The 22,386-nt window shown below is 64.6% G+C and carries 23 protein-coding genes; 2 read left to right on the top strand and 21 right to left on the bottom strand.

The annotated features are described in order from the left end of the window. The first annotated feature begins 71 nt into the window (after positions 1-71). Positions 72-2,627 (top strand): PepSY domain-containing protein, encoded by a 2,556-nt coding sequence (locus ABZO33_RS18295; RefSeq protein WP_414537154.1) that lies wholly within the window; start codon positions 72-74, stop codon positions 2,625-2,627. Between the two features lie 82 nt (positions 2,628-2,709). Here ABZO33_RS18295 and ABZO33_RS18290 read toward each other — a convergent pair whose 3' ends face one another. The 21 genes from ABZO33_RS18290 to trmJ all read right to left on the bottom strand — a co-directional run bounded on the left by ABZO33_RS18290 (position 2,710) and on the right by trmJ (position 21,408). Beyond that, the gene (locus ABZO33_RS18290) at positions 2,710-3,501 is read right to left on the bottom strand and encodes an amidohydrolase (protein WP_046854260.1); all 792 of its coding nucleotides are present in this window, start codon (positions 3,499-3,501) and stop codon (positions 2,710-2,712) included. Beyond that, positions 3,489-4,637, bottom strand: coding sequence for a pyridoxal phosphate-dependent aminotransferase (locus tag ABZO33_RS18285; RefSeq protein ID WP_414537153.1), 1,149 nt, complete (start codon positions 4,635-4,637; stop codon positions 3,489-3,491). Before ABZO33_RS18285 ends, ABZO33_RS18290 begins: the two co-directional genes overlap by 13 nt. 200 nt (positions 4,638-4,837) lie before the next feature. Beyond that, positions 4,838-6,301: a ribosome biogenesis GTPase Der gene (gene der, locus ABZO33_RS18280; protein WP_046854258.1), complete on the bottom strand. Its 1,464-nt coding sequence runs from the start codon at positions 6,299-6,301 to the stop codon at positions 4,838-4,840. Between the two features lie 117 nt (positions 6,302-6,418). Then, on the bottom strand, positions 6,419-7,588 hold the full coding sequence (gene bamB, locus ABZO33_RS18275) for an outer membrane protein assembly factor BamB (protein WP_414537152.1): 1,170 nt from the start codon (positions 7,586-7,588) through the stop codon (positions 6,419-6,421). Then, positions 7,563-8,204: a tetratricopeptide repeat protein gene (locus tag ABZO33_RS18270; protein ID WP_414537151.1), complete on the bottom strand. Its 642-nt coding sequence runs from the start codon at positions 8,202-8,204 to the stop codon at positions 7,563-7,565. Before ABZO33_RS18270 ends, bamB begins: the two co-directional genes overlap by 26 nt. Before the next feature lie 39 nt (positions 8,205-8,243). After that, a complete protein-coding gene (gene hisS / locus ABZO33_RS18265; RefSeq protein ID WP_414537150.1) occupies positions 8,244-9,530 on the bottom strand; it encodes a histidine--tRNA ligase in 1,287 nt (428 codons plus the stop codon). Between the two features lie 25 nt (positions 9,531-9,555). After that, positions 9,556-10,665, bottom strand: a complete 1,110-nt coding sequence (ispG, locus tag ABZO33_RS18260; protein WP_023630055.1) for a flavodoxin-dependent (E)-4-hydroxy-3-methylbut-2-enyl-diphosphate synthase — start codon at positions 10,663-10,665, stop codon at positions 9,556-9,558. 3 nt (positions 10,666-10,668) lie between these two features. Next, positions 10,669-11,709, bottom strand: a complete 1,041-nt coding sequence (locus ABZO33_RS18255) for a RodZ domain-containing protein (protein WP_414537149.1) — start codon at positions 11,707-11,709, stop codon at positions 10,669-10,671. Further along, the gene (gene pilW / locus ABZO33_RS18250) at positions 11,706-12,467 is read right to left on the bottom strand and encodes a type IV pilus biogenesis/stability protein PilW (protein ID WP_414537148.1); all 762 of its coding nucleotides are present in this window, start codon (positions 12,465-12,467) and stop codon (positions 11,706-11,708) included. Before pilW ends, ABZO33_RS18255 begins: the two co-directional genes overlap by 4 nt. Before the next feature lie 14 nt (positions 12,468-12,481). After that, positions 12,482-13,624 (bottom strand): 23S rRNA (adenine(2503)-C(2))-methyltransferase RlmN, encoded by a 1,143-nt coding sequence (gene rlmN, locus ABZO33_RS18245; RefSeq protein WP_028689594.1) that lies wholly within the window; start codon positions 13,622-13,624, stop codon positions 12,482-12,484. A gap of 28 nt (positions 13,625-13,652) precedes the next feature. Continuing rightward, complete coding sequence (gene ndk / locus ABZO33_RS18240; protein WP_008092560.1) at positions 13,653-14,078, bottom strand: nucleoside-diphosphate kinase; 426 nt, start codon at positions 14,076-14,078, stop codon at positions 13,653-13,655. Positions 14,079-14,167: 89 nt separating this feature from the next. Continuing rightward, a complete protein-coding gene (iscX, locus tag ABZO33_RS18235) occupies positions 14,168-14,368 on the bottom strand; it encodes a Fe-S cluster assembly protein IscX (protein ID WP_023630071.1) in 201 nt (66 codons plus the stop codon). Between the two features lie 10 nt (positions 14,369-14,378). Further along, positions 14,379-14,720: an ISC system 2Fe-2S type ferredoxin gene (fdx, locus tag ABZO33_RS18230; RefSeq protein WP_279806983.1), complete on the bottom strand. Its 342-nt coding sequence runs from the start codon at positions 14,718-14,720 to the stop codon at positions 14,379-14,381. A 3-nt stretch (positions 14,721-14,723) separates the two neighbouring features. Further along, positions 14,724-16,586 (bottom strand): Fe-S protein assembly chaperone HscA, encoded by a 1,863-nt coding sequence (gene hscA, locus ABZO33_RS18225; RefSeq protein WP_414537147.1) that lies wholly within the window; start codon positions 16,584-16,586, stop codon positions 14,724-14,726. Positions 16,587-16,629: 43 nt separating this feature from the next. Continuing rightward, a complete protein-coding gene (gene hscB, locus ABZO33_RS18220; protein WP_414537146.1) occupies positions 16,630-17,151 on the bottom strand; it encodes a co-chaperone HscB in 522 nt (173 codons plus the stop codon). An 8-nt stretch (positions 17,152-17,159) separates the two neighbouring features. Continuing rightward, complete coding sequence (gene iscA / locus ABZO33_RS18215; RefSeq protein WP_023630636.1) at positions 17,160-17,483, bottom strand: iron-sulfur cluster assembly protein IscA; 324 nt, start codon at positions 17,481-17,483, stop codon at positions 17,160-17,162. A 25-nt stretch (positions 17,484-17,508) separates the two neighbouring features. Next, complete coding sequence (iscU, locus tag ABZO33_RS18210) at positions 17,509-17,895, bottom strand: Fe-S cluster assembly scaffold IscU (RefSeq protein ID WP_023630637.1); 387 nt, start codon at positions 17,893-17,895, stop codon at positions 17,509-17,511. Positions 17,896-17,941: 46 nt separating this feature from the next. Next, positions 17,942-19,156, bottom strand: a complete 1,215-nt coding sequence (locus ABZO33_RS18205; protein ID WP_046854251.1) for an IscS subfamily cysteine desulfurase — start codon at positions 19,154-19,156, stop codon at positions 17,942-17,944. Positions 19,157-19,200: 44 nt separating this feature from the next. Beyond that, positions 19,201-19,692, bottom strand: a complete 492-nt coding sequence (gene iscR / locus ABZO33_RS18200) for a Fe-S cluster assembly transcriptional regulator IscR (protein WP_023630639.1) — start codon at positions 19,690-19,692, stop codon at positions 19,201-19,203. Positions 19,693-19,860: 168 nt separating this feature from the next. Next, on the bottom strand, positions 19,861-20,649 hold the full coding sequence (gene cysE, locus ABZO33_RS18195) for a serine O-acetyltransferase (protein WP_046854250.1): 789 nt from the start codon (positions 20,647-20,649) through the stop codon (positions 19,861-19,863). 3 nt (positions 20,650-20,652) lie between these two features. Further along, positions 20,653-21,408, bottom strand: a complete 756-nt coding sequence (gene trmJ / locus ABZO33_RS18190; RefSeq protein WP_414537145.1) for a tRNA (cytosine(32)/uridine(32)-2'-O)-methyltransferase TrmJ — start codon at positions 21,406-21,408, stop codon at positions 20,653-20,655. A gap of 151 nt (positions 21,409-21,559) precedes the next feature. On the opposite strand from trmJ, the gene suhB reads away from it, so the two are divergent. Continuing rightward, positions 21,560-22,378 carry an inositol-phosphate phosphatase gene (suhB, locus tag ABZO33_RS18185; RefSeq protein ID WP_038706773.1) on the top strand — a complete coding sequence of 273 codons (819 nt, stop codon included), beginning with the start codon at positions 21,560-21,562 and terminating at the stop codon, positions 22,376-22,378. Positions 22,379-22,386: the final 8 nt, after the last annotated feature.

Genomic DNA, 22,386 nt, shown 5'->3' with positions numbered 1-22,386 from the left:
GAACGGGGCTTTTGCGTATCAAGGCATAATGCACGCCGCGCAGTTGCTGGCGGCAAGACAAGGTGATCGATGTGGTGAAGAAGACGCTGTTCCAATTGCACTGGTTCTTTGGCATCACTGCCGGCCTGGTGCTGGCGCTGATGGGCATCACCGGCGCGATCTGGTCGTTCCAGGAAGAACTGCTGCGCGCGTTCAACGCCGAGGTGCTCAAGGTCGAGGTACGCCAGGAAGGCGTGCTGCCGCCGGCCGAGCTGGTGCGTCGGGTCGAGGCCGCGCAAGGCGACCAGGTCTCCATGCTCTGGGTCGATACCCGCGACGGCAACGCGGCGCGGATCTTCTTCACCCCGGCACCCGGCGAGCGGCGCGGTGCGCTGCGCTACGCCGACCCGTACACCGGCGAGCTCAAGGGCGACGTCGCAGGCCTTGGCTTCTTCAACCTCATGCTCAACCTGCACCGGTTCCTGGCCATGGGCGACACCGGCCGGCAGATCACCGGCGCCTGCACCCTGATGCTGATCTTCTTCTGCCTCTCCGGGCTGTACCTGCGCTGGCCGCGCAAGGCCCTGAACTGGCGCACCTGGCTGACGCTGGACTGGGCGAAGAAAGGCCGCGCCTTCAACTGGGACCTGCACGCGGTGTTCGGCACCTGGTGCCTGCTGTTCTACCTGCTGTTCGCCCTGACCGGGCTGTTCTGGTCCTACGAGTGGTACCGCGAGGGCCTCAACCGGCTGCTGGCCGACCCGCCCGCAGCGGGCGAGCAGAAACGCGGCGAAGGCCGTGGCGGTCGTCATGGTCCGCCCAAAGTGGACAAGAACGCCCCGCCACGGGTGGTGGACTATGACGCCATCTGGGCCAACCTCAAGGCAGCCGCAGGCCCGGACCTGGCCACCTACAACCTGCGCCTGCCGCCGGCCGGCGGCCAGCCCGCGACGCTGTTCTACCTGCTGCGGGGCGCCGAGCACGAGCGGGCCTTCAACACCCTCACCCTCGATCCGGCCAGCGGCCAGGTCAAGCGCCACGAACGCTATGCCGACAAGTCGTTCAAGGCGCAACTGCTGCAAAGCGTCTATGCCCTGCACGTCGGCGAGTACTTCGGCCTGCCGGGGCGCATCATCGTCACCCTCGCCAGCCTGACCATGCCGCTGTTCTTCGTCACCGGCTGGCTGCTGTACCTCGACCGCCGCCGCAAGAAACGCCAGGTGCGCGCCGCCCGTGGCGCGGTGGGTGATCAGGGCAACGCCGGCGACAGCTGGCTGATCGGCTTCGCCAGCCAGAGCGGTTTCGCCGAACAGCTGGCCTGGCAGAGCGCCGGCCAGCTGCAAGCCGCCGGCCTGCCGGTGCAGGTCCGCCCGCTGGCCGAGCTGGGCGAAGCCCAACTACGCAGTGCCGACCGCGCACTGTTCGTGGTCAGCACCTTCGGTGACGGCGAAGCCCCGGACAGCGCACGCGGCTTCGAACGCAAGGTGCTCGGCCAACCTTGGGCACTGGAACACCTGGACTACGCCCTGCTGGCCCTGGGTGACCGCCAGTACCCGCACTTCTGCGGCTTCGCCCGCCGCCTCCAGGCCTGGCTCGGCGAACGCGGCGCCACCTGCGCCTTCAGCCCGGTGGAAGTGGACAATGCCGACCCCGCCGCGCTGCAACTGTGGCAACAGGAACTGACGCAACTGGCCGGCGCCCGCCCCGTCGCCGCCTGGCAGCCGCCGACCTTCGGCAACTGGTGCCTGCTGCGCCGTGAACTGCTCAACCCGGGTAGCCAGGGCGCGCCGGTGTATCTGCTGGGCCTGCAGGCGCAAATGCCCGCGACCTGGGAAGCCGGTGACCTGATCGAGATCCTGCCGCGCAACGGCCAGTCCCGTGTCGATGCCTTTCTGGCAGGCCTGGGCCTTGACCCACGCAGCCCGGTCCAGCTCGACGGCTTGCAGGAAAGCCTGGCGCAGGCCCTGGCCAGCCGCCAACTGCCGGCTGGCCGCGAACACCTGGTGGGCCTGCATGCACAGGCACTGGTCGACGCACTGATCCCGTTGGCCGCTCGCGAGTACTCGATTGCATCCATCGCCAGCGACGGCGTGCTGGAACTGATCGTGCGCCAGGAGCGCCACGCCGATGGCAGCCTGGGCCTGGGTTCCGGCTGGCTGACCGAGTATCTGCCACTCGATGGCAACGTCAGCGCACGCCTGCGTCGCAACAGCGGCTTCCATCTGCCCAGCGGATCGGTCCCTCTGGTGCTGATCGGCAACGGCACCGGCCTGGCCGGCCTGCGCAGCCTGCTCAAGGCGCGTATTGCGGCGGGTGAGCAGCGCAACTGGCTGCTGTTCGGTGAGCGTAACCGGGCGCACGATCTGCTGTGCGGTGAGGAACTGCAAGGCTGGGTGGCAAGCGGCGACCTGCAACGGCTGGACCTGGCTTTCTCCCGAGACCAGGCCGAGAAAATCTATGTGCAGGACGTGTTGTTGCAGCAGGCCGCCGAGTTCAAGCGCTGGGTCGATGACGGCGCTTGCGTGTATGTCTGCGGCAGCCTGCACGGCATGGCGGCCGGGGTGGATGCTGCGTTGCAGGGGATGCTGGGTGAAGCGGCAGTGCAGCAACTGATCGAGGATGGGCGCTATCGCCGGGATGTGTACTGAAGCCTGAAAGCATCGCGGGGCAAGTCGCATCGGCGCACCGCCGCTCCCACGAGTGGGAGCGGGCTTGCCCCGCGATTGGCCCTCAATGCAGTTCGAAGGTATCGGCATCCATGTTGGCCGGGAACCGCGCCCGATACGCCGCCAGCTCCGCCGCCCGCAGCACCACGGTGAACACCCCGTCCGCCTCCCCCGCGCTGAGCAGGCTCTCACCCTGGAAGTCCAGCACCTGGCTGTCGCCGGAGTAGGCGAAGCCCTTGCCATCGGTGCCAACCCGGTTCACCGCCGCCACGAAGCACAGGTTTTCGATACCCCGTGCCGGCAGCAGCCGGTTCCAGTGCAGGCGCCGCGCCGCCGGCCAGTTAGCGGTGTACAGCAGCAGGTCGGTGTCCTGGGCATCGCGGCTCCACACCGGGAAGCGCAGGTCGTAGCAGATCAGCGGGCGAATCCGCCAGCCCTTGAGCTCGAACTGCACCTGGCGCTCGCCCGGGGTGTAGTGTTTGTGCTCACCGGCCATGCGGAACAGGTGGCGCTTGTCGTAGTGCAGGATCTCGCCATCGGGCCGCGCCCACAGCAGCCGGTTGCGATGGCTGCCGTCGGCAGCCTGGATGATCACGCTGCCGGTGATCACGGCGTTGGCTTTCTTCGCCTGGGCCTTGAGCCATTTGTAGGTCGGGCCGTTTTCCGGCTCGGCCAGGCTTTCGGACTCCATCGAAAACCCGGTGGTGAACATTTCCGGCAGGACCACCAGGTCCACCTCGCCGGCCTGGGTGATCAGTTCCTCGAAGTGCGCGTAGTTGGCCTCGCGGTCGTGCCAGGCCAGGGTGGTCTGCACCAGGGCGATTTTCAGGTTCGGCAGTTGGCTCAGATCGCGCATAGTTTCTCCGCTGCCTGGCGCAGCGTCTCCTCGCGTTTGGCAAAGCACAGGCGTACCAGGCGTTGCTCGGGGATGGGTTGCTGGTAGAACACCGACACCGGGATGCTGGCCACGCCATGCTCGCGGGTCAGCCACAGGGCCATGTCGACATCGTTCAGGTCGGGGCGGATCTGCGAATAGTCCACCAGCTGGAAGTAAGTGCCCGGGGTTCGGGTAAAGGTGAAGCGCGAGGCCTGCAGCAAATCGCAGAACAGGTCGCGCTTGGCCTGGTAGAAGGCCGGCAGTTCGTCGATGTGCTCAGGGTGCTCGGCCATGAAGTCGGCCAGGGCGCACTGCAACGGCGTGACACCGCAGAAGTTGACGTACTGATGCACCTTGCGCAGCTCGGCGCTGAGCGCCGGTGGCGCGACCACGTAGCCGGTCTTCCAGCCGGTGACGTGGTAGGTCTTGCCGAACGAGCTGATGACGAAGGCTTTGCTGTACAGCTGTTCGTGGGCCAGCACGCTGGCGTGGCGCACGCCGTCGTAGATCAGGTGCTCGTAGACTTCGTCACTGATCAGGTAGATATCGCGGTTGCCTATCAACGCGGCCAGTTGGTCCAGGTCGTCACGGCTGATCAACGCGCCGCTGGGGTTGTGCGGCGAGTTGAGGATGACCATGCGCGTGCGTGGGCTCAGGGCATCGCTGAACTTCTGCCAGTCGATGCTGAAGCTGCCGTCGCGCAGCGGCACATGCACGCAACGCCCGCCAGCCAGCTCCACCGACGGCTCGTAGCTGTCGTAACTGGGGTCGAAGACGATTACCTCGTCGCCGGGGTGGATCACCGCCTGGATCGCGCAGAAGATCGCCTCGGTGGCGCCCGGGGTGATGGTCACCTCCTGATCGGCATCCACCGCCACGCCATACAGCCGGGCGATCTTGGCTGCAACCTGCTGGCGCAGGGCTGGCAGGCCGGTCATCGGCGAATACTGGTTATGCCCGGCGGCCACATGGCGACCAACGGCATCGAGCAGGGCCTGGGGGCCGTTGAAGTCAGGGAAGCCCTGGGACAGGTTGAGCGCACCGGTCTGCATGGCCAGTTGCGACATGGTGGTAAAGATGGTCGTGCCGACGTTCGGCAGTTTGCTGCGGATCATGGAGCCCTCTTTCCTGGGGTTTGTCCGGCACGGGAATGGATCCGAGCATAGCGGAACGAGCGGTCAGGAAAAAGGTTGAAACAATAGGGGGATTGCGGTGGATCAAAGGGCCCTATCGCCGGCACGCCGGCTCCCACAGGTATTGTCGCTTGCGCAGACGCTGTGGGAGCCGGCTTGCCGGCGATGAAGCCAGCACGGAATCAGCGCTTGTCGCGGCGCTTCTTCTCGGCCTTCTTGTGGTGCGACATCAGGCGGCGCTTCTTGTTGACCTGGCGATCGGTGAGGGTGTTCTTGTTGCCCTCGTACGGGTTCTCACCGCCCTTGTACTCGATGCGGATCGGCGTGCCGACCAGCTTGAGCACGCGGCGGTAGGTGTTCTCCAGGTAACGCGAGTAGGACTTGGGCACCTTCTCGGTCTGGTTGCCGTGGATCACGATCAGCGGCGGGTTGGCGCCACCGAGGTGGGCATAGCGCAGTTTGATGCGACGGCCGTTGACCAGCGGCGGTTGGTGCTCGCTGATGGCGTCTTCGAGGATCTGCGTCAGGCGGCTGGTCGGCCAGCGGGTGACCGCCGACTTGAACGCGGCCTGCACCGACTTGTACAGGTGGCCAACACCGGTACCGTGCAAGGCGGAGATGAAGTGGATGTCGCAGAAGTCGACGAAGAACAGCCGGCGCTCGAGCTCGGTCTTCACATAGTCGCGCTCGCCCGGCTCCATGCCGTCCCACTTGTTCAGTGCGATGACGATCGCCCGGCCGGCGTCGAGGGCGAAGCCCAGCAGGTTGAGGTCGTGGTCGACCACACCTTCGCGGGCGTCCATGACGAAGATCACCACGTTGGCGTCCTTGATCGCCTGCAGGGTCTTCACCACCGAGAACTTTTCGACTTCCTCGTGGATCTTGCCGCGCTTGCGCACACCGGCGGTGTCGATGAAGGTGTACTTCTCGCCATCACGCTCGAACGGGATGTAGATACTGTCGCGGGTAGTGCCCGGCTCGTCGTACACCACCACACGCTCTTCACCGAGCATGCGGTTGACCAGCGTCGACTTGCCCACGTTCGGGCGGCCGATGATGGCGATCTTGATGCCGTCCTTCTCGCTTGGGCCGGGAATGCGCACGGCCTCTTCGCCTTCGGCGACTTCCAGGTCGAGGGCTTCTTCTTCGGCGTCACGCGGAATGTGGCCGAGCACCGACTCCATCAGGGCGTTGATGCCGCGGCCCTGGGAACCGGCCACCGGGATGGCGTTGCCCATGCCCAGCGGCGAGAACTCGGCGCGGGCGATGTCGGGGTCGATGTTGTCGATCTTGTTGGCCACCAGGATGGCCGACTTGTTCCGCTTGCGCAGGTGGTCGGCGATCATCTGGTCGGCGGCGGTCATGCCGGCACGGGCATCGACCAGGAACAATACGTAGTCGGCTTCCTCGATGGCCATCAGCGACTGCTCGGCCATCTTCTCGTCCATGCCCACTTCGTCGCCGGTGATACCACCGGTGTCGATCAGGATGAACGAGCGACCCTGCCAGCTGGCATCACCATACTGGCGGTCACGGGTCAGGCCCGACAGGTCACCGACGATGGCATCGCGGGTCTTGGTCAGGCGGTTGAACATGGTGGATTTGCCGACATTGGGGCGGCCCACCAGGGCGATTACGGGAACCATGCGGCTCTCCACTCTTGAATTCTTGAAAATGCAAAGGCCGCTGCAAGGCAGCGGCCGGAGTTCGGGCGGCGTTTCCTACGCCGCAACCTGAGCCCGCGAACGGGCTCAAGCATAGCTTCAGCGGATGGTCAGTGCCTCGAGCTTGCCGCTGTTGCCGAAGACGTAGATGGTGTCGCCGACCACAAGTGGGCGGGCGCGCAGGCCATCGCTGTCGATACGCTCACGGCCGACGAAGCGGCCATCGACCTGGCTGAGCAGGTGCAGGTAACCCTCGAAGTCACCGACAGCCACATAGCTGGAGAACACTTCCGGTGCCGACAACTGACGGCGGGCCATGGAGTCGTTGCTCCACAGCGAGCTGGAAGAACGCTCGTCGACGCTCTGCACGGTGCCCGACGCTTCGCTGACATAGACGTTGCCGAAGCCCTGGGCGACACCCACGTAGCTGGAGGCATCGCGCTGCCACAGCACGCGGCCGCTGTCCAGGTCCAGGCCGGCGACGCGGCCCTGGTAGGTGCCGACGTACAGGGTGCCACCGGACAGCAGCAGGCCGCCGTCGATGTCCACCACGCGGTCCAGCTCGGAACGGCCCTGCGGAACGGCCACGCGGCTTTCCCACACCGGCACGCCGTTGCTGATGTCGACCGCCACCACCTTGCCGGTGGACAGGCCGGCCACGGCCAGGCGGTTGGTCACCACCGGCGCGCCGGTGCCACGCAGGGTCAGTACAGCGGGGCTGTTCTCGTAGATCCAGCGACGGTCACCAGTGGCGGCGTCGAAGCCGACCAGACGGTCGTCCTGGGTCTGCACCACCACCACGTCGCCATTGTTGGCGGGCGGTGCCAGCACTTCACTGGAGACGCGCGAGCGCCAGCGCTCCTCGCCAGTGCTGGAGTCCAGGGCGATGACCTCGCCCTTGAGGGTACCCAGCATGACCAGGCCGTAGCCCACGCCCACGGCGCCGGATACCGGCAGCTCAAGGTCTTTTTTCCACACCACGTCACCGGTGATGCGGTTCAGCGCGAAGACCTCGCCGTTGACGTCGGAGGCGTAGATGCGGTCGTTCTCGATAGCCGGCACCAGGGTGTTGTAGGTCTCACCCTGGCCGTCACCGATCGAACGGCTCCACTGCTTCTTCAGTACCACTTCCTCGGTGAACTTGGTCAGCTCGGCCGGGGGCAGTTCCTTCTTGCTGTTGCTGCTGCAACCCGCCGCCAGAACGGCGAGGGTGAGCACTGCTGCTTGTTTCCAACCCTTCACTTCAGGCGTCCCCTTTGGCCAGGTCATCCAGCTTCAGTTGCAGGCCACCGATCGCGGCGTCGTCGGACAGCGCGGCCTTGGCTTTTTCGTAGGCGCCGTGCGCGTCGTCGGCGCGGCCCAGCTGCACCAGCAGGTCGCCCTTGAGTTCTTCACGGCTGGCCAGGAAGGCCTTGTCGGTGTCGCCGTCGAGCAGCTTGAGGGCGTCCTCGGCCTTGTCCTGGGCCGCGAGCACACGGGCCAGGCGCTGGCGCGAAATCTCGCTCAGGGTGGCGTCGGCCGGCTTGTCCATCACGCTTTTGAGTTCGCTCGCCGCGTCGTCCAGCTTGCCGCTCTCGACCGCTACCTTGGCGACGAACAGGCTGCCGTACTGGGCATAGGCAGTGCCGCCGAACTCGCTCTTGAGCTTGCCGGACAGCTCGGCCACCTTGCCGGCGTCAGGCTTGCCATCTGGCGTCAGCGAGGTTTCCAGCAGGGCCTGGTACAGCGCCGAGGCACCTTGCGACTGGTTGGCCTGGTACTTGTGCCAGGTCTGCCAGCCCATCACCACCACGCCGGCCAGCAAGGCACCGGTCAGCAGCGGCTTGCCGTTGCGGTTCCACCAGTCCTTGACCCCTGCCAGATCATCATCATCGGTACTCGACACCCCAATACTCCTTTTCGCCTATTCGCTTGTTGAACCGCGTTACGCTTGCGCGATCGCGGTTTCCAGGTGCTCAGCCAGAGCATCCCAGGCAATATTCTGTTGCTCGCCCTGGCCACGCAGGGGCTTCACGCCAATCTCTTGCTTGGCCAGTTCGTCGTCGCCGAGGATCAGGGCGAACAGCGCGCCGCTCTTGTCGGCTTTCTTGAACTGGTTCTTGAAGTTGCCGCCACCGGCGTTGACCGCCAGGCGCAGGTTCGGCAGACGATCACGCAGTTGCTCGCTGATCTTCAGGCCAGCCAGCTCGGCCTGCTCACCAAAGGTGCACAGGTAGACGTCGATGGTACGGCTGATCGACTCAGGCACCTGGCCCAGGGTTTCGATCAGCAGCAGCAGACGCTCGATACCCATGGCAAAGCCAACGCCGGTGGTCGGTTTGCCACCCATCTGCTCGACCAGGCCATCGTAGCGGCCACCAGCGCAGACCGTGCCCTGGGCACCGAGCTTGTCGGTGACCCACTCGAACACGGTCTTGCTGTAATAGTCCAGGCCGCGTACCAGCTTGGTGTTGATCACGAACGGGATGCCAGCAGCATCAAGACGCGCCTTCACGCCCTCGAAGTGCACGCGGGACTCTTCGTCTAGGTACTCTTCGAGCTTCGGCGCGCCCACCAGGGCAGCCTGGGTGCCTGCGTTCTTGCTGTCGAGAATACGCAGCGGATTGCTCTTCAGGCGGCGCTGGCTGTCTTCGTCCAGCTGATCGATGCGCTGGGACAGGAATTCCACCAATGCATCGCGATAGCGCGCGCGGGCTTCGCTGGTGCCGAGGCTGTTGAGTTCCAGGGTCACTGCGTCCTGAATACCCAGCAACGCCCAGAGACGCCAGGTGAGCATGATCAGTTCGGCGTCGATATCCGGGCCGGCCAGGTTGAACACCTCGACACCGATCTGGTGGAACTGCCGGTAGCGCCCCAGCTGCGGGCGCTCGTGGCGGAACATCGGGCCCACGTACCAGAGTTTCTGCACCTGGCCATTACCGATGATGCCGTGCTCGAGCACTGCGCGCACGCAAGCGGCGGTGCCTTCCGGGCGCAAGGTCAGTGAGTCCTTGTTGTCCTGGAAGGTGTACATCTCTTTTTCGACGATATCGGTGACTTCACCAATGGAGCGTTTGAACAGCTCGGTGAACTCGACGATCGGCGTGCGGATCTGGCTGTAGCCGTAGCTGTCCAGCAAGCCGGCCACGGTGCCCTCGAAGTAGCGCCACAGCGGCGACTGGTCGGGCAGGATGTCGTTCATGCCACGGATGGCTTGCAGCGATTTGCTCACGAATAGTCCTTACGAATTCTGTGTCTCAGCCACGGGCGATCAGCGCCGCGTCGGCCTCGGCCTTCTCGGCCGCTTTCTGGCGGATGAGCTTTTCCAGCTCGTCGACCAGGTTGTCGTTGTTCAGCTTCTGCGATGGCTTGCCGTCGATATACACCAGGTTCGGCGTGCCGCCGGTCAGGCCCACGTGCGATTCCTTGGCTTCGCCCGGGCCGTTGACCACGCAACCGATCACCGCCACGTCCAGCGGCACCAGCAGGTCCTCCAGGCGCCCTTCCAGTTCGTTCATGGTCTTGACCACATCGAAGTTCTGCCGCGAGCAGCTCGGGCAGGCGATGAAGTTGATGCCACGGGAACGCAGGTGCAGCGATTTGAGGATGTCGTAGCCGACCTTCACTTCCTCGACCGGGTCGGCGGCCAGGGAAATGCGGATGGTGTCACCGATGCCTTCGGCCAGCAGCATACCTAGGCCGACGGCGGATTTCACCGTCCCCGAACGCAGGCCACCGGCTTCGGTGATGCCTAAGTGCAGCGGCTGGATGATCTGCCTGGCCAGCAGGCGGTAGGCTTCGACGGCCATGAACACGTCGGAGGCCTTGACGCTGACCTTGAAGTCCTGGAAATCCAGACGGTCGAGGTGCTCGACGTGACGCAGCGCCGATTCGACCAGCGCCGCCGGGGTCGGCTCGCCGTACTTCTTCTGCAGGTCCTTTTCCAGGGAGCCTGCGTTGACGCCGATGCGGATCGGGATACCGCGGTCGCGGGCGGCATCGACCACGGCGCGCACACGGTCTTCGCGGCCGATGTTGCCCGGGTTGATGCGCAGGCAGTCGACACCCAGCTCGGCCACGCGCAGGGCGATCTTGTAGTCGAAGTGGATGTCGGCGACCAGCGGCACGCTGACCAGTTTCTTGATTTTGCCGAACGCCTCGGCGGCGTCCATGTCCGGTACCGAGACCCGCACGATGTCCACGCCGGCATCGACCAGGCGCTGGATCTGCGCCACGGTGGCGGCGACATCGTTGGTGTCGGTGTTGGTCATGCTCTGCACCGCGATGGGCGCATCACCACCCACCGGCACATTGCCGACCCAGATCTTGCGGGATTCGCGACGTTTGATCGGAGATTCGCCGTGCATGACTTACTGTCCCAACTTCAGGCGAGCGGTTTCGCCACTGGTGAACGGGGCGACATCGACCGCCTGGCCGTTGTAGCTCACCTGGGCGCCACGGGCGAAGCCCAGGCGCACCGCGAACGGTGGCTTGCCGGTCAGTTCCAGGCTGTCGCCCTTGCGCTTGATGGCGCTGAACAGCACCTTGCCGTTGCCGTCGGAGACCTGGGTCCAGCAATCGGCGGTGAATTGGATATGAACCTTGGCGCTGCCGGCCGGAGCCGGTGCGGCTTCAGCGGGCGCAGCCGGTGCGACCGGTGTGGTGGCCGCGACGGGTGCGGCTGGCGCGGCGGCGACAGGCGCGGCCACGGCCGGAGCGGCTGGCGCGACAACCGGTGCCACAGGCGCGGCGGCAGTCGGCGCGGTGCTGCTGGCTGGCGTGGCAGGCGCAACGGAGGCGACTGGCGCCTGGGCCTCGGCGACCGTTGCCTGCTCGGCACTGCTCGGCTCCAGCGGCAGGGCCTGGCCTTCGGCCTGCTGGCCCGCGCTCACGGCCTGGTCTTCCGGCTCGTCCAGCGGGTGAATCTGCGTGGTGCCGTCGGCGCTCTCGACCTCGACGTGCTCCAGGGCGATCTTGGCCAGGTCCTTGCCACGCAGGCTGCTCTGGTCCTGCCACCAGAAGAAGCCGCCGCCGACCACCGCGACCAGCAGCAACAGACTGACCACGCGCAGGATGTTGTGCGACAGGCGCACCGGCTCTTCGATGCGGCCGAGGGCGTGCACTTCGCTACCCTGGGCGTGGGTGCCGGTGATCTGGTCGAAGGCCTCGACCAGGGGCGCCTGGTCCATGTCCATCAGCTTGGCGTAGGCGCGGATGTAGCCACGGGCGAAGGTATGCCCGGGCAGCTTGTCGAAGGCGCCGTTTTCCAGGTTGTTCAGCGAAGATACCGTGAGGTTGAGCTTGCGAGCGACCTCGGCCTGGCTCCATTCGCGTTTTTCGCGGGCCTGGCGCAAGACGTCACCGGGGTTCTGGCGAGTCGCTGCTGCTACTTCAGTGTGCGCGGCTTTCATCGTTGCTCCGACAGGTATTGCTGATATTCCGGCGTACCGGGATAAAGTCGTTGTAATTGCTGGCCCAAGCGGGCCGCGGTGCCCTGCTCGTCAAGGGCAAGTGCCAGGCGATGGCCCAGCAGCAGGCTGCGGGCATTCTGTTCGCTCAGCTGGCTGAATCGATCGTAATAATCCCGGGCCGGCACATAATGCCTGTTTTCGTAGGACAACTCAGCCATTTCGAGCAAAGCCTTCGGTTGCCGCTGATTGAGCCGAAGGGCCTTTTCCAGGTATTCGCGGGCCTGAGCGCCCTGCCCGCGCTTCAAGGCGGTGAGCCCGAGGTTCTCGTAGACGCGCGAACGCTCAGGATACAGGGTATCGGCGGCAGCCTGGAGGAACATTGCGTGGGCTTCGTCGAAACGGCCCTGAGCATATAGGAAACCGCCGTAGTTGTTACGGATTCGCGTGTCATCCGGGCGGATGGCCAGGGCTTTGTCGAAATGCTCGCCGGCCAGCGCGGGCTCATCCTCGGCCTGGAATACCAGGGCGAGCGCCGCGTGGGCATCGGCGTCGCGGGCGTCGAGGGCCAGGGCTTTGCCCAGAGGGGCCTTGGCGCGTTCGGTCAAACCTTGTTGCAAATACCCCAGGCCCAACTGCACATAGGCCTGCCCTGCCGCCTCGCGACCCTGGCGGTTAGCCAGGGGGTCACCCGCGCCGCCGGACACGCAGCCGGCCAGCAGCGAAAGCGTCAGGATCGACAGCGCGGTGCGCAGGCTCATGGGGCAGGTGCTCGTCAGGGGCGCGCAGCGCTGTCTTGCGGCTCGTCGGCGGCCAGCTGACGTACGGCGATGTAGCGCTCGCTGCGGCGGGTACGGTCGTTGACCTGGCCCACCAGCTGGCCACATGCGGCGTCGATGTCGTCACCGCGGGTGGTGCGCGTGGTCACGTTGAAGCCGCCGTGGTGCAGCAGGTCCTGGAAGCGGCGGATGGCATTGTTGCTCGGCCGCTCGTAGCCGGAGTGCGGGAACGGGTTGAACGGGATCAGGTTGATCTTGCACGGTACGTCGCGCAGCAGCTCGATCATCTGCGCAGCGTGCTCGGGCTGGTCGTTGACGTCCTTGAGCAGGGTGTACTCGATGGTCAGCACGCGCTTGCCGCCGAGGGTGGACATATAGCCCATGCACGACTCCAGCAGCATCTTCAGCGGGTACTTCTTGTTGATCGGCACCAGCTTGTTGCGCAGCTCATCGTTCGGCGCGTGCAGCGACAGGGCCAGGGACACGTCGATGTGCTTGGCCAGCTCGTCGATCATCGGTACCACGCCCGAGGTGGACAGGGTGACGCGACGCTTGGAAATGCCATAGCCCAGATCTTCCATCATGATCTTCATGGCGGCGATGACATTGTCGAAATTCAGCAAGGGCTCGCCCATGCCCATCATGACCACGTTGGTAATCGCGCGGTCGATCTTGGCCGGGACGGTCCCGAAGGATTTGTTCGCAAGCCACACCTGGCCGATCACTTCGGCGGCGGTGAGGTTGCTGTTGAAGCCTTGCTTGCCGGTGGAGCAGAAACTGCAGTCCAGGGCACAGCCGGCTTGCGACGACACGCACAGGGTGCCGCGATCGTCGGTGGGGATGTAGACGGTCTCGACGCAGCTGCCGGAGGCAACGCGGACCACCCACTTGCGGGTGCCGTCAGCGGAAATGTCTTCGCTGACCACTTCCGGGCCCCGAATCTCGGCAACGGCCTCGAGCTTTTCGCGCAAGACCTTGCCGACGTTCGTCATGGCGGCGAAATCATCGACGCCAAAGTGGTGAATCCATTTCATCACCTGACCGGCACGGAAGCGCTTCTCCCCGATTGAGTCGAAGAACTGTTCCATTTCCGCCAGGGTAAGCCCCAGCAGGTTGATCTTGTCAGTCGATGTCGTCATGGATTCACCCTCACTCGTAAGCTTTCGCTTAGCGAGTGGTTACCTCGGTAGCAGCGAAGAAGTAAGCGATTTCGCGAGCAGCAGCGGCTTCGGAGTCCGAACCGTGAACGGCGTTGGCGTCGATCGACTCGGCGAAGTCGGCGCGGATGGTGCCGGCAGCAGCTTCTTTAGGGTTGGTGGCGCCCATCAGCTCACGGTTCAGAGCGATGGCGTTCTCGCCTTCCAGAACCTGAACGACAACCGGACCGGAAGTCATGAAGGCAACCAGGTCACCGAAGAAGCCACGAGCGCTGTGCTCGGCGTAGAAGCCTTCAGCTTCGGCCTTGGACAGTTGCTTGATTTTCGAAGCGACGATTTTCAGGCCGGCTTCTTCGAAGCGAGTGGTGATCTTGCCGATGACGTTCTTGGCAACGGCGTCAGGCTTGATGATGGAGAAAGTACGTTGAACAGCCATGGAAAACTCCAGAATATTGAGTGTTGCGAAAAATTAAACCCGCGAATTATACGCGGGTTCCAGGGGATTGCCTAACCTGCAGCGTGCGTTCAGTCGGCTTCGTCGATCCAGGCCGCCTGGATGGCCTCGAGAACCTTCTCACCGCAACGCGACGGATCGTCATCGAATTCAGGCAGCGCCATGACCCAGGCGCGCAGATCGACGAAATTCACGTAATGAGGATCGACCTCAGGCTTGCTTTCCGCAAGCTGGATGGCGATCTCAAGTACATCAACCCATTTCAGACTCATGTACAGACCCTCAGTGCGGCGCTTCGGCGGCGTGGTTGAGCGAATACTTGGGGATCTCGATGGTGAGGTCTTCATCACCGACAACCACCTGGCAGCCCAGGCGCGACTGCGCCTCCAGGCCCCACGCCTTGTCCAGCATGTCTTCTTCGAGCTCGTCGGCTTCTTCAAGCGAGTCGAAGCCCTTGCGCACGATGCAGTGGCAAGTGGTGCAGGCCTTGACGCCGCCGCAGGCGCTTTCCATCTCGATGTGATGGTCGTGGGCCAGCTCCAGGATGTTGGTCCCGGACGGCACTTCCACGGTCAGGCCCTCGGGGCAGAACTTCTCATGCGGCAGGAATGTCACCAGCGGCATCGATTACTCCTCGATCTCATTCAGGTTGCGCCCGGCCAGTGCGGCTTTGACCGTCGAATCAAGGCGACGGGCGGCAAATGCATCGGTCACCTGCGACAGACGCTTGGTCTGTTGCTCGATGGCGGCGCCATCGGTGCCGGTCAGCAAATCACGTAGTTCCTGCATCTGGAATTCGATCGCGTCGCGCTCGTCACTGCTGAGCAGGCGCTCGCCATCGGCGTCCAGGGCGCCCTGTACCGCCTCGAGCAGGCGCTCGGCATCGACCTGGTGCTCGCGCAACTGGCGCGCGTGCTTGTCGGAGCCGGCATGCTCGAACGAATCCTTGAGCATGCGGGCGATCTCGCCGTCGGTCAGGCCGTACGACGGCTTGACCTGGATGCTCGATTCCACGCCCGAACCCAGTTCGCGGGCCGCGACGCTGAGCAGGCCGTCGGCGTCGACCTGGAAGGTCACGCGGATCTTCGCCGCACCGGCCACCATCGCCGGGATGCCACGCAACTCGAAGCGTGCCAGCGAGCGGCAATCGCTGATCAGCTCGCGCTCGCCCTGCAGCACGTGGATCATCATGGCCGACTGGCCATCTTTGTAGGTGGTGAATTCCTGGGCGCGGGCCACCGGAATGGTGGTGTTGCGCGGGATCACCTTCTCCATCAGCCCGCCCATGGTCTCGAGGCCCAGGGACAGCGGGATGACATCAAGCAGCAGCAGTTCGCCGCCTTCGCGGCGGTTGCCGGCCAGGGTGTCGGCCTGGATGGCGGCACCGATGGCCACCACCTGATCCGGGTCGATCGAGGTCAGGGGAGTGCGGCCGAACAGCGCGCCGACCGCCTCGCGCACGCGTGGCACCCGGGTCGAACCACCGACCATGACCACCGCGCCGACTTCTTCGAGCTCGACGCCGCTGTCACGCACGGCGCGGCGGCACGCCTTGAGGCTGCGGGCGACCAATGGCTCGATCATGGCGTCGAAAGCCGCCCGGCTCAGCTCGCCCTGCCAGGCGCCGTGGCTGACACCGACCACGTCGGCGTCGGTCAGGGCTTCCTTGGCCGCGCAGGCAGCCTGCAGCAGCTGACGCTGGGTGGCCGGGTCGAGGTCGGAGGACAGCCCGGCCTGCTCGATGATCCAGCCGGCGATGGCGTGGTCGAAATCATCGCCGCCCAGGGCAGTATCGCCACCGGTGGCCAGCACTTCGAAGACACCGCCGGTCAGGCGCAGGATGGAAATATCGAAGGTACCGCCGCCCAGGTCGTAGATCGCCACCAGGCCTTCGGCATTCTGGTCCAGGCCATAGGCCACAGCGGCCGCAGTGGGCTCGTTGAGCAGGCGCAGGACGTTGAGGCCGGCCAGTTTGGCGGCATCCTTGGTGGCCTGGCGCTGGGCATCGTCGAAGTATGCCGGCACGGTGATCACCGCACCCACCAGCTCGCCGCCGAGGGTTTGCTCAGCGCGATGACGCAATAGCTTGAGGATATCGGCCGACACTTCCACCGGGCTCTTCGGGCCCTGGACGGTGTCGATGAACGGCATGTGCGACTCGCCACCGACAAAGCGGTAAGGCAGTTGCTCGCCCAGCTGCTTGACGTCGGCCAGGCCGCGCCCCATCAGGCGCTTGACCGACAGGATGGTGTTCAGCGGGTCGCTGGAAGCGGCAGCGCGGGCAGCCTGGCCCACTTCGCTGCGGCCTTCGAGATAACGCACGGCCGAGGGCAGGATCACCTGGCCCTGGTCATCGGGCAGCGGCTCGCTGCGCCCGCTGCGCACGGCGGCGACGAGAGAGTTGGTGGTGCCCAGGTCGATACCCACCGCCAGGCGGCGCTGGTGCGGTTGAGGGCTCTGACCGGGTTCGGCGATCTGCAGTAGGGCCATGCTTATCTGAGTACCTTAGGCGTCATCACGGGCGACGCCGGGGTTAATCGTCGAGGCGCTCTTCGAGTTGGCGCACTTCTTGGGCGAGCTTGTCGAGGAACTGCATGCGGCGCATCAGGCGCTCGGCCTGCTCACGCTCTGCAGCCACATCCCAGCAGGCGGCGAAATCCTCGTTGAGCTTGTCCTGAGCGGCCTTGAGGCGCTTCTTGAACACTCCAACGCCGTCAAGGTCGGCTTCGTCCTGCAACTCTTCGAGCTCTTCGCGCCACTGCATCTGCTGCAGCAGGAAATCCGGGTCATGCACCGTGACTTCCTGAGGCACTTCGTGGCCACCGATGGCCAGCAGGTAACGGGCGCGACGCGGCGCGCTGCGCAGGGTCTGGTAGGCGTCGTTGAGTGCCGCGGACTTTTCCAGGGCGACACGCTGCTCACGCTCGGAAGCGTCGGCGAAGCGGTCGGGGTGGACCTCACGGGCCAACTCGCGATAGCGAACGGCCAGTTTGTCGAGGTCCAGGCGGAAAGCCGGTTGCAGGTCGAACAGGGCGAAATGGCAAAGAGTACCCACAGCCAGCCTCAAACGTTGAAGCTTTCGCCGCAGCCACACTCACCGCGCACGTTGGGGTTGTTGAACTTGAAACCTTCGTTCAACCCTTCCTTGACGAAGTCCAGCTCGGTGCCGTCGAGGTACACCAGGCTTTTCGGGTCGATGATGACCTTCACGCCGTGGTTCTCGAACACCTGGTCTTCGGCGGCGAGCTCGTCGACGAACTCCAGCACGTAGGCCAGGCCCGAGCAGCCGGTGGTGCGCACGCCCAGGCGAATGCCCTCACCCTTGCCGCGCCCGTCGAGGGAGCGGCGAATGTGGTTGGCGGCGGCTTCTGTCATGCTGATAGCCATCGGAACTCCTTACCTCGCAGTCGACTTAGACCAAGCCTTTCTTCTGCTTGTAATCGCGAACAGCGGCCTTGATGGCATCTTCGGCGAGCACGGAGCAGTGGATCTTGACCGGCGGCAATGCCAGCTCTTCAGCCAGCTGGGTGTTCTTGATGGTCTCGGCCTCGTCCAGGGTCTTGCCCTTCATCCACTCGGTGGCGAGGGAGCTGGAGGCGATGGCCGAACCGCAGCCGTAGGTCTTGAACTTGGCGTCTTCGATGACGCCCTGCTCGTTGACCTTGATCTGCAGGCGCATCACGTCACCGCAGGCCGGGGCGCCGACCATGCCGGTGCCGACATCCGGATCGTCGGCGTTCATCTTGCCGACGTTGCGCGGGTTTTCGTAGTGGTCGATGACCTTTTCACTGTATGCCATGGTGCAATTCCTTCCTCATCAGGGAGCCGCTCTTGCCGGCGACTGCTTAGTGGGCGGCCCACTCGATCTTGGAGATGTCGACGCCGTCTTTGTACATGTCCCAAAGCGGCGACAATTCGCGCAGCTTGTTCACGGCCTCGCAGACTTTCTGCGCGGCGTAGTCGACTTCTTCCTCGGTGGTGAAGCGGCCGAAGGAGAAGCGGATCGAGCTGTGCGCCAGCTCGTCGTTGCGGCCCAGGGCGCGCAGGACGTAGGACGGCTCGAGCGAAGCGGAGGTGCAGGCCGAACCGGACGAAACGGCGATGTCCTTCAGCGACATCAGCAGCGACTCGCCTTCGACGTAGTTGAAGCTCAGGTTCAGGTTGTGCGGCACGCGCTGAGTCTGGCTGCCGTTGACGTACAGCTCTTCGAGGTCCGAGACCTGCTTGAAGAAGCGGTCGCTCAGGGCCTTGATGCGCACGTTTTCAGCGGCCATTTCCTGCTTGGCAATGGCGAAGGCTTCGCCCATGCCGACGATCTGGTGGGTCGGCAGGGTGCCCGAACGCATGCCGCGCTCGTGGCCACCGCCGTGGATGATGGCTTCCAGGCGCACACGCGGCTTGCGGCTGACGTACAGTGCGCCGATGCCTTTGGGGCCGTAGACCTTGTGCGCGGAGAACGACATCAGGTCGACTTTCAGCTTTTGCAGGTCGATCTCGACCCGGCCGGCCGACTGTGCAGCGTCGACGTGGAACAGTACGCCGCGCGAACGGGTCAGTTCACCGATGGCGGCGATGTCGTTGATCGAGCCGACTTCGTTGTTCACGTGCATCAGCGAGACCAGGATGGTGTCGTCGCGCAGGACGGCTTCGACCATGGCCGGGGTGACGATGCCGTCTTCACCCGGCTCCAGGTAGGTGACCTCGAAACCTTCACGCTCGAGCTGGCGAGCGGTGTCCAGGACCGCCTTGTGCTCGATCTTGGAGGTAATGATGTGCTTGCCCTTGGTCTGATAGAAGTGCGCCACGCCTTTGAGGGCGAGGTTGTCGGACTCGGTGGCACCGCTGGTCCAGACGATCTCGCGCGGGTCGGCGTTGATCAGCTCGGCGACCTGGCGGCGGCCGTTCTCGACTGCTTCCTCGGCCTTCCAGCCGAACACGTGGGAGCGCGAGGCCGGGTTACCGAAGTTCCCGTCAACCAGCAGGCACTCGGCCATCTTCTGGGCGACACGGGGATCGACCGGCGTGGTCGCGGAGTAATCGAGGTAGATCGGCAACTTCATTGAGTATCTCCTATCAGGCGGTGGCGTCGCTCGTCGCTGCAGTTTCAGTCGACGGCGGACGTCTCAATCTTGTCCAGCTGGGCAGTTCGGCCTGCGACACGGCGCAGGTCCTGGCGCTGGGCGACTTCCTGCACCTCGCGGCGCATGACGAGGTCGGCCAGGCTGATGCCACTGAGGAATTCATGGATCTGCTGGCTCAGGTCACACCACAGGTGGTGAGTCAGGCAGGTATCACCGGCGTGGCAATCCCCCAGGCCCTGGCAACGGGTAGCATCGACCGATTCGTTGACCGCGTCGATGACCTGGGCCACCTGGATGGTTTCCATGCCTCGCGACAGCTGGTAGCCGCCGCCTGGGCCGCGAACGCTGGATACCAGGCTGCTGCGGCGCAGCTTGGCGAACAGCTGTTCCAGATAAGAGAGGGAAATGCCCTGGCGCTCGGAAATATCGGCCAAAGACACCGGCCCCTGCTGCGCGTGCAACGCCAGGTCAAGCATGGCGGTCACGGCGTATCGGCCTTTGGTAGTCAGTCGCATGGCGTATGGGTACCACGGGAGTTACAGGATGTGTGCGAGTATGCGATTCCCGAGCATTTAAGTCAACTATAAGACCTAGTGCTTTAGTCGGGTATGCATGTGGGAGGCGGCCGCGAGTGTAGCAGACAAGGGGCGCGAGCACACGCCCCTTGTATCGGGCCGGCGCAATCAATGCGACCGAGTGTCGCCCTGCTTCAGCTCGACGCAGGCTTCGGCGAAGTCGTCGTCGGGCAGCGCCGGCAGCTCCTTGGCGCAGTAGTCACTGCCCATCCGGGTCAGCGCGCCACACATGCCCTCCAGGCGCTCGTCGACGGCCTGCAGATGGTCGAGCATCTGGCCGATGGCGCGCGCCACCGGGTCGGGCATATCGCCACTGACGCCATAGGCGTCGAAGCCGATCTTCTCGGCCATGGCCTTGCGCTTGGCCTCGACGGCGTCATCTTCGGTCTTGACGATGATCCGCCCCGGGATGCCCACCGCCGTGGCGCCGGCCGGCACCGCCTTGGTGACCACGGCGTTGGAGCCGATCTTGGCCCCGGCACCGACGGTGAACGGGCCCAGCACCTTGGCCCCGGCGCCGACCACGACGCCGTTTTCCAGGGTCGGGTGACGCTTGCCCTTGTTCCAGCTGGTGCCACCAAGGGTGACCCCCTGGTAGAGGGTCACGTCGTCGCCGATCTCGGCGGTTTCGCCAATGACGATGCCCATGCCGTGGTCGATGAAGAAACGCCGGCCGATGGTCGCGCCCGGGTGGATTTCGATACCGGTCATCCAGCGACCGAAGTTCGACACCAGCCGCGCCAGCCATTTGAAATCGCGCTTCCACAGGGCATTGCCCAGGCGGTGCAGCCAGATGGCGTGCATGCCCGGGTAGCAAGTCAGCACCTCGAAGGCATTGCGCGCCGCCGGGTCACGATGGAAAACACTTTGAATATCTTCACGCAGACGCTCGAACATCGTTCAGTCCTTCCGTTTATGCGGCTCGCCCCGAACGACTTTCTGGGTCTCGGTGAGGATGCCGCGCAAAATGCTCATTTCCGTACGCTCGACCGAGCTGCGCCCATACAGCCGGCGCATGCGCGGCATCAGGTGCTTGGGCTTGGCTGGGTCGAGGAAGCCGATGTCCACCAGGGTCTTTTCCAGGTGGTCATAGAACAGCTCCATTTCGTCCATGGTCGCCAGCTCATTGGCGTCCGCCTTCTCGACCTTTGGCGCCGTGTCCTGCACCGCCAATGAGGCCATGCGCACCTCGTAGGCGAGCACCTGGACCGCGGCGGCCAGATTCAGCGAGCTGAAGTCGGGATTGGAGGGAATGTGCACGTGGAAGTGACATCGCTGCAGTTCTTCGTTGGTCAAGCCAGCGTGTTCGCGACCAAACACCAGGGCGATTTCCTCGCCGGCCAGGGCGTGCTCCACCGCCTTGGTGCCGCACTCACGGGGGCCGATCAGCGGCCAGGGAATGCTGCGCTCGCGGGCACTGGTGCCCATGACCAGGCTGCAGCTGACCAGCGCCTGCTCGAGGCTGTCGACCACCTGGGCGCCGGCCAGTACATCGTCGGCGCCCGAGGCGCGCGCCGAGGCATCGGCGGCCGGGAATTCTTTCGGCTGCACCAGCACCAGGCGCGACAAGCCCATGTTCTTCATGGCACGCGCAGCGCCGCCGATGTTGCCGGGGTGGCTGGTATTGACCAGGACAACACGAATATTTTGCAGCAAGGTGTCGTGCTCTCGGATGCAGAAAAAGGAGGGTTCGATCTTACAGAACCGACCAGCGTAACGCCATGAAAGCAAATGTGACACTTCTGTCGTCAAAGATTTCTGCTAGAATGGCCGGCTTTCCTCTTTAACATCTCCAGGTGACCTTCCCATGCAGCCTATGCTGAATATCGCCCTGCGCGCCGCTCGCAGCGCCAGTGAACTGATTTTCCGCTCCATCGAACGCCTGGACAGCATCAAAGTCGACGAAAAGCAGGCCAAGGACTACGTGTCCGAGGTTGATCGCGCCGCCGAGAAGGTCATCGTCGAGGCCCTGCGCAAGGCCTACCCGAACCACTCCATCCAGGGCGAAGAAACTGGCCTGCACGCCGGCACCGGCGAAGAAGGCAAGGACTACCTGTGGATCATCGATCCACTGGACGGCACCACCAACTTCCTGCGTGGCGTGCCGCACTTCGCTGTCAGCATCGCCTGCAAATACCGTGGCCGCCTTGAGCACGCCGTGATCGTCGACCCGGTTCGCCAGGAAGAATTCACCGCCAGCCGTGGCCGTGGCGCCCAGATCAACGGCCGTCGCCTGCGCGTCAGCTCGCGCACCAGCCTGGAAGGCGCCCTGCTGGGTACTGGCTTCCCGTTCCGTGACAACCAGATGGCCGACCTGGACAACTACCTGGGCATGTTCCGCGCCCTGACCGGCCAGACCGCCGGCATCCGCCGCGCCGGCTCCGCCAGCCTGGACCTGGCCTATGTCGCCGCCGGCCGCTTCGACGCCTTCTGGGAGTCGGGCCTGTCCGAGTGGGACATGGCTGCGGGCGTGCTGCTGATCCAGGAAGCGGGCGGCCTGGTCAGCGACTTCAACGGTGGCCACGAATTCCTCGAGAAAGGCCACATCGTCGCGGGCAACATCAAGTGCTTCAAGGCCGTGCTGACTGCCATCCAGCCGCACCTGCCGGAACACATGAAGCGCTAAGCGCCGAT

The sequence above is a fragment of the Pseudomonas sp. CAM1A genome (assembly GCF_047501685.1).
Lineage (GTDB): Bacteria > Pseudomonadota > Gammaproteobacteria > Pseudomonadales > Pseudomonadaceae > Aquipseudomonas.
The sequence above is the reverse complement of the archived record's forward strand: the minus strand, read 5'-3'. Positions and strand labels throughout refer to the sequence as shown.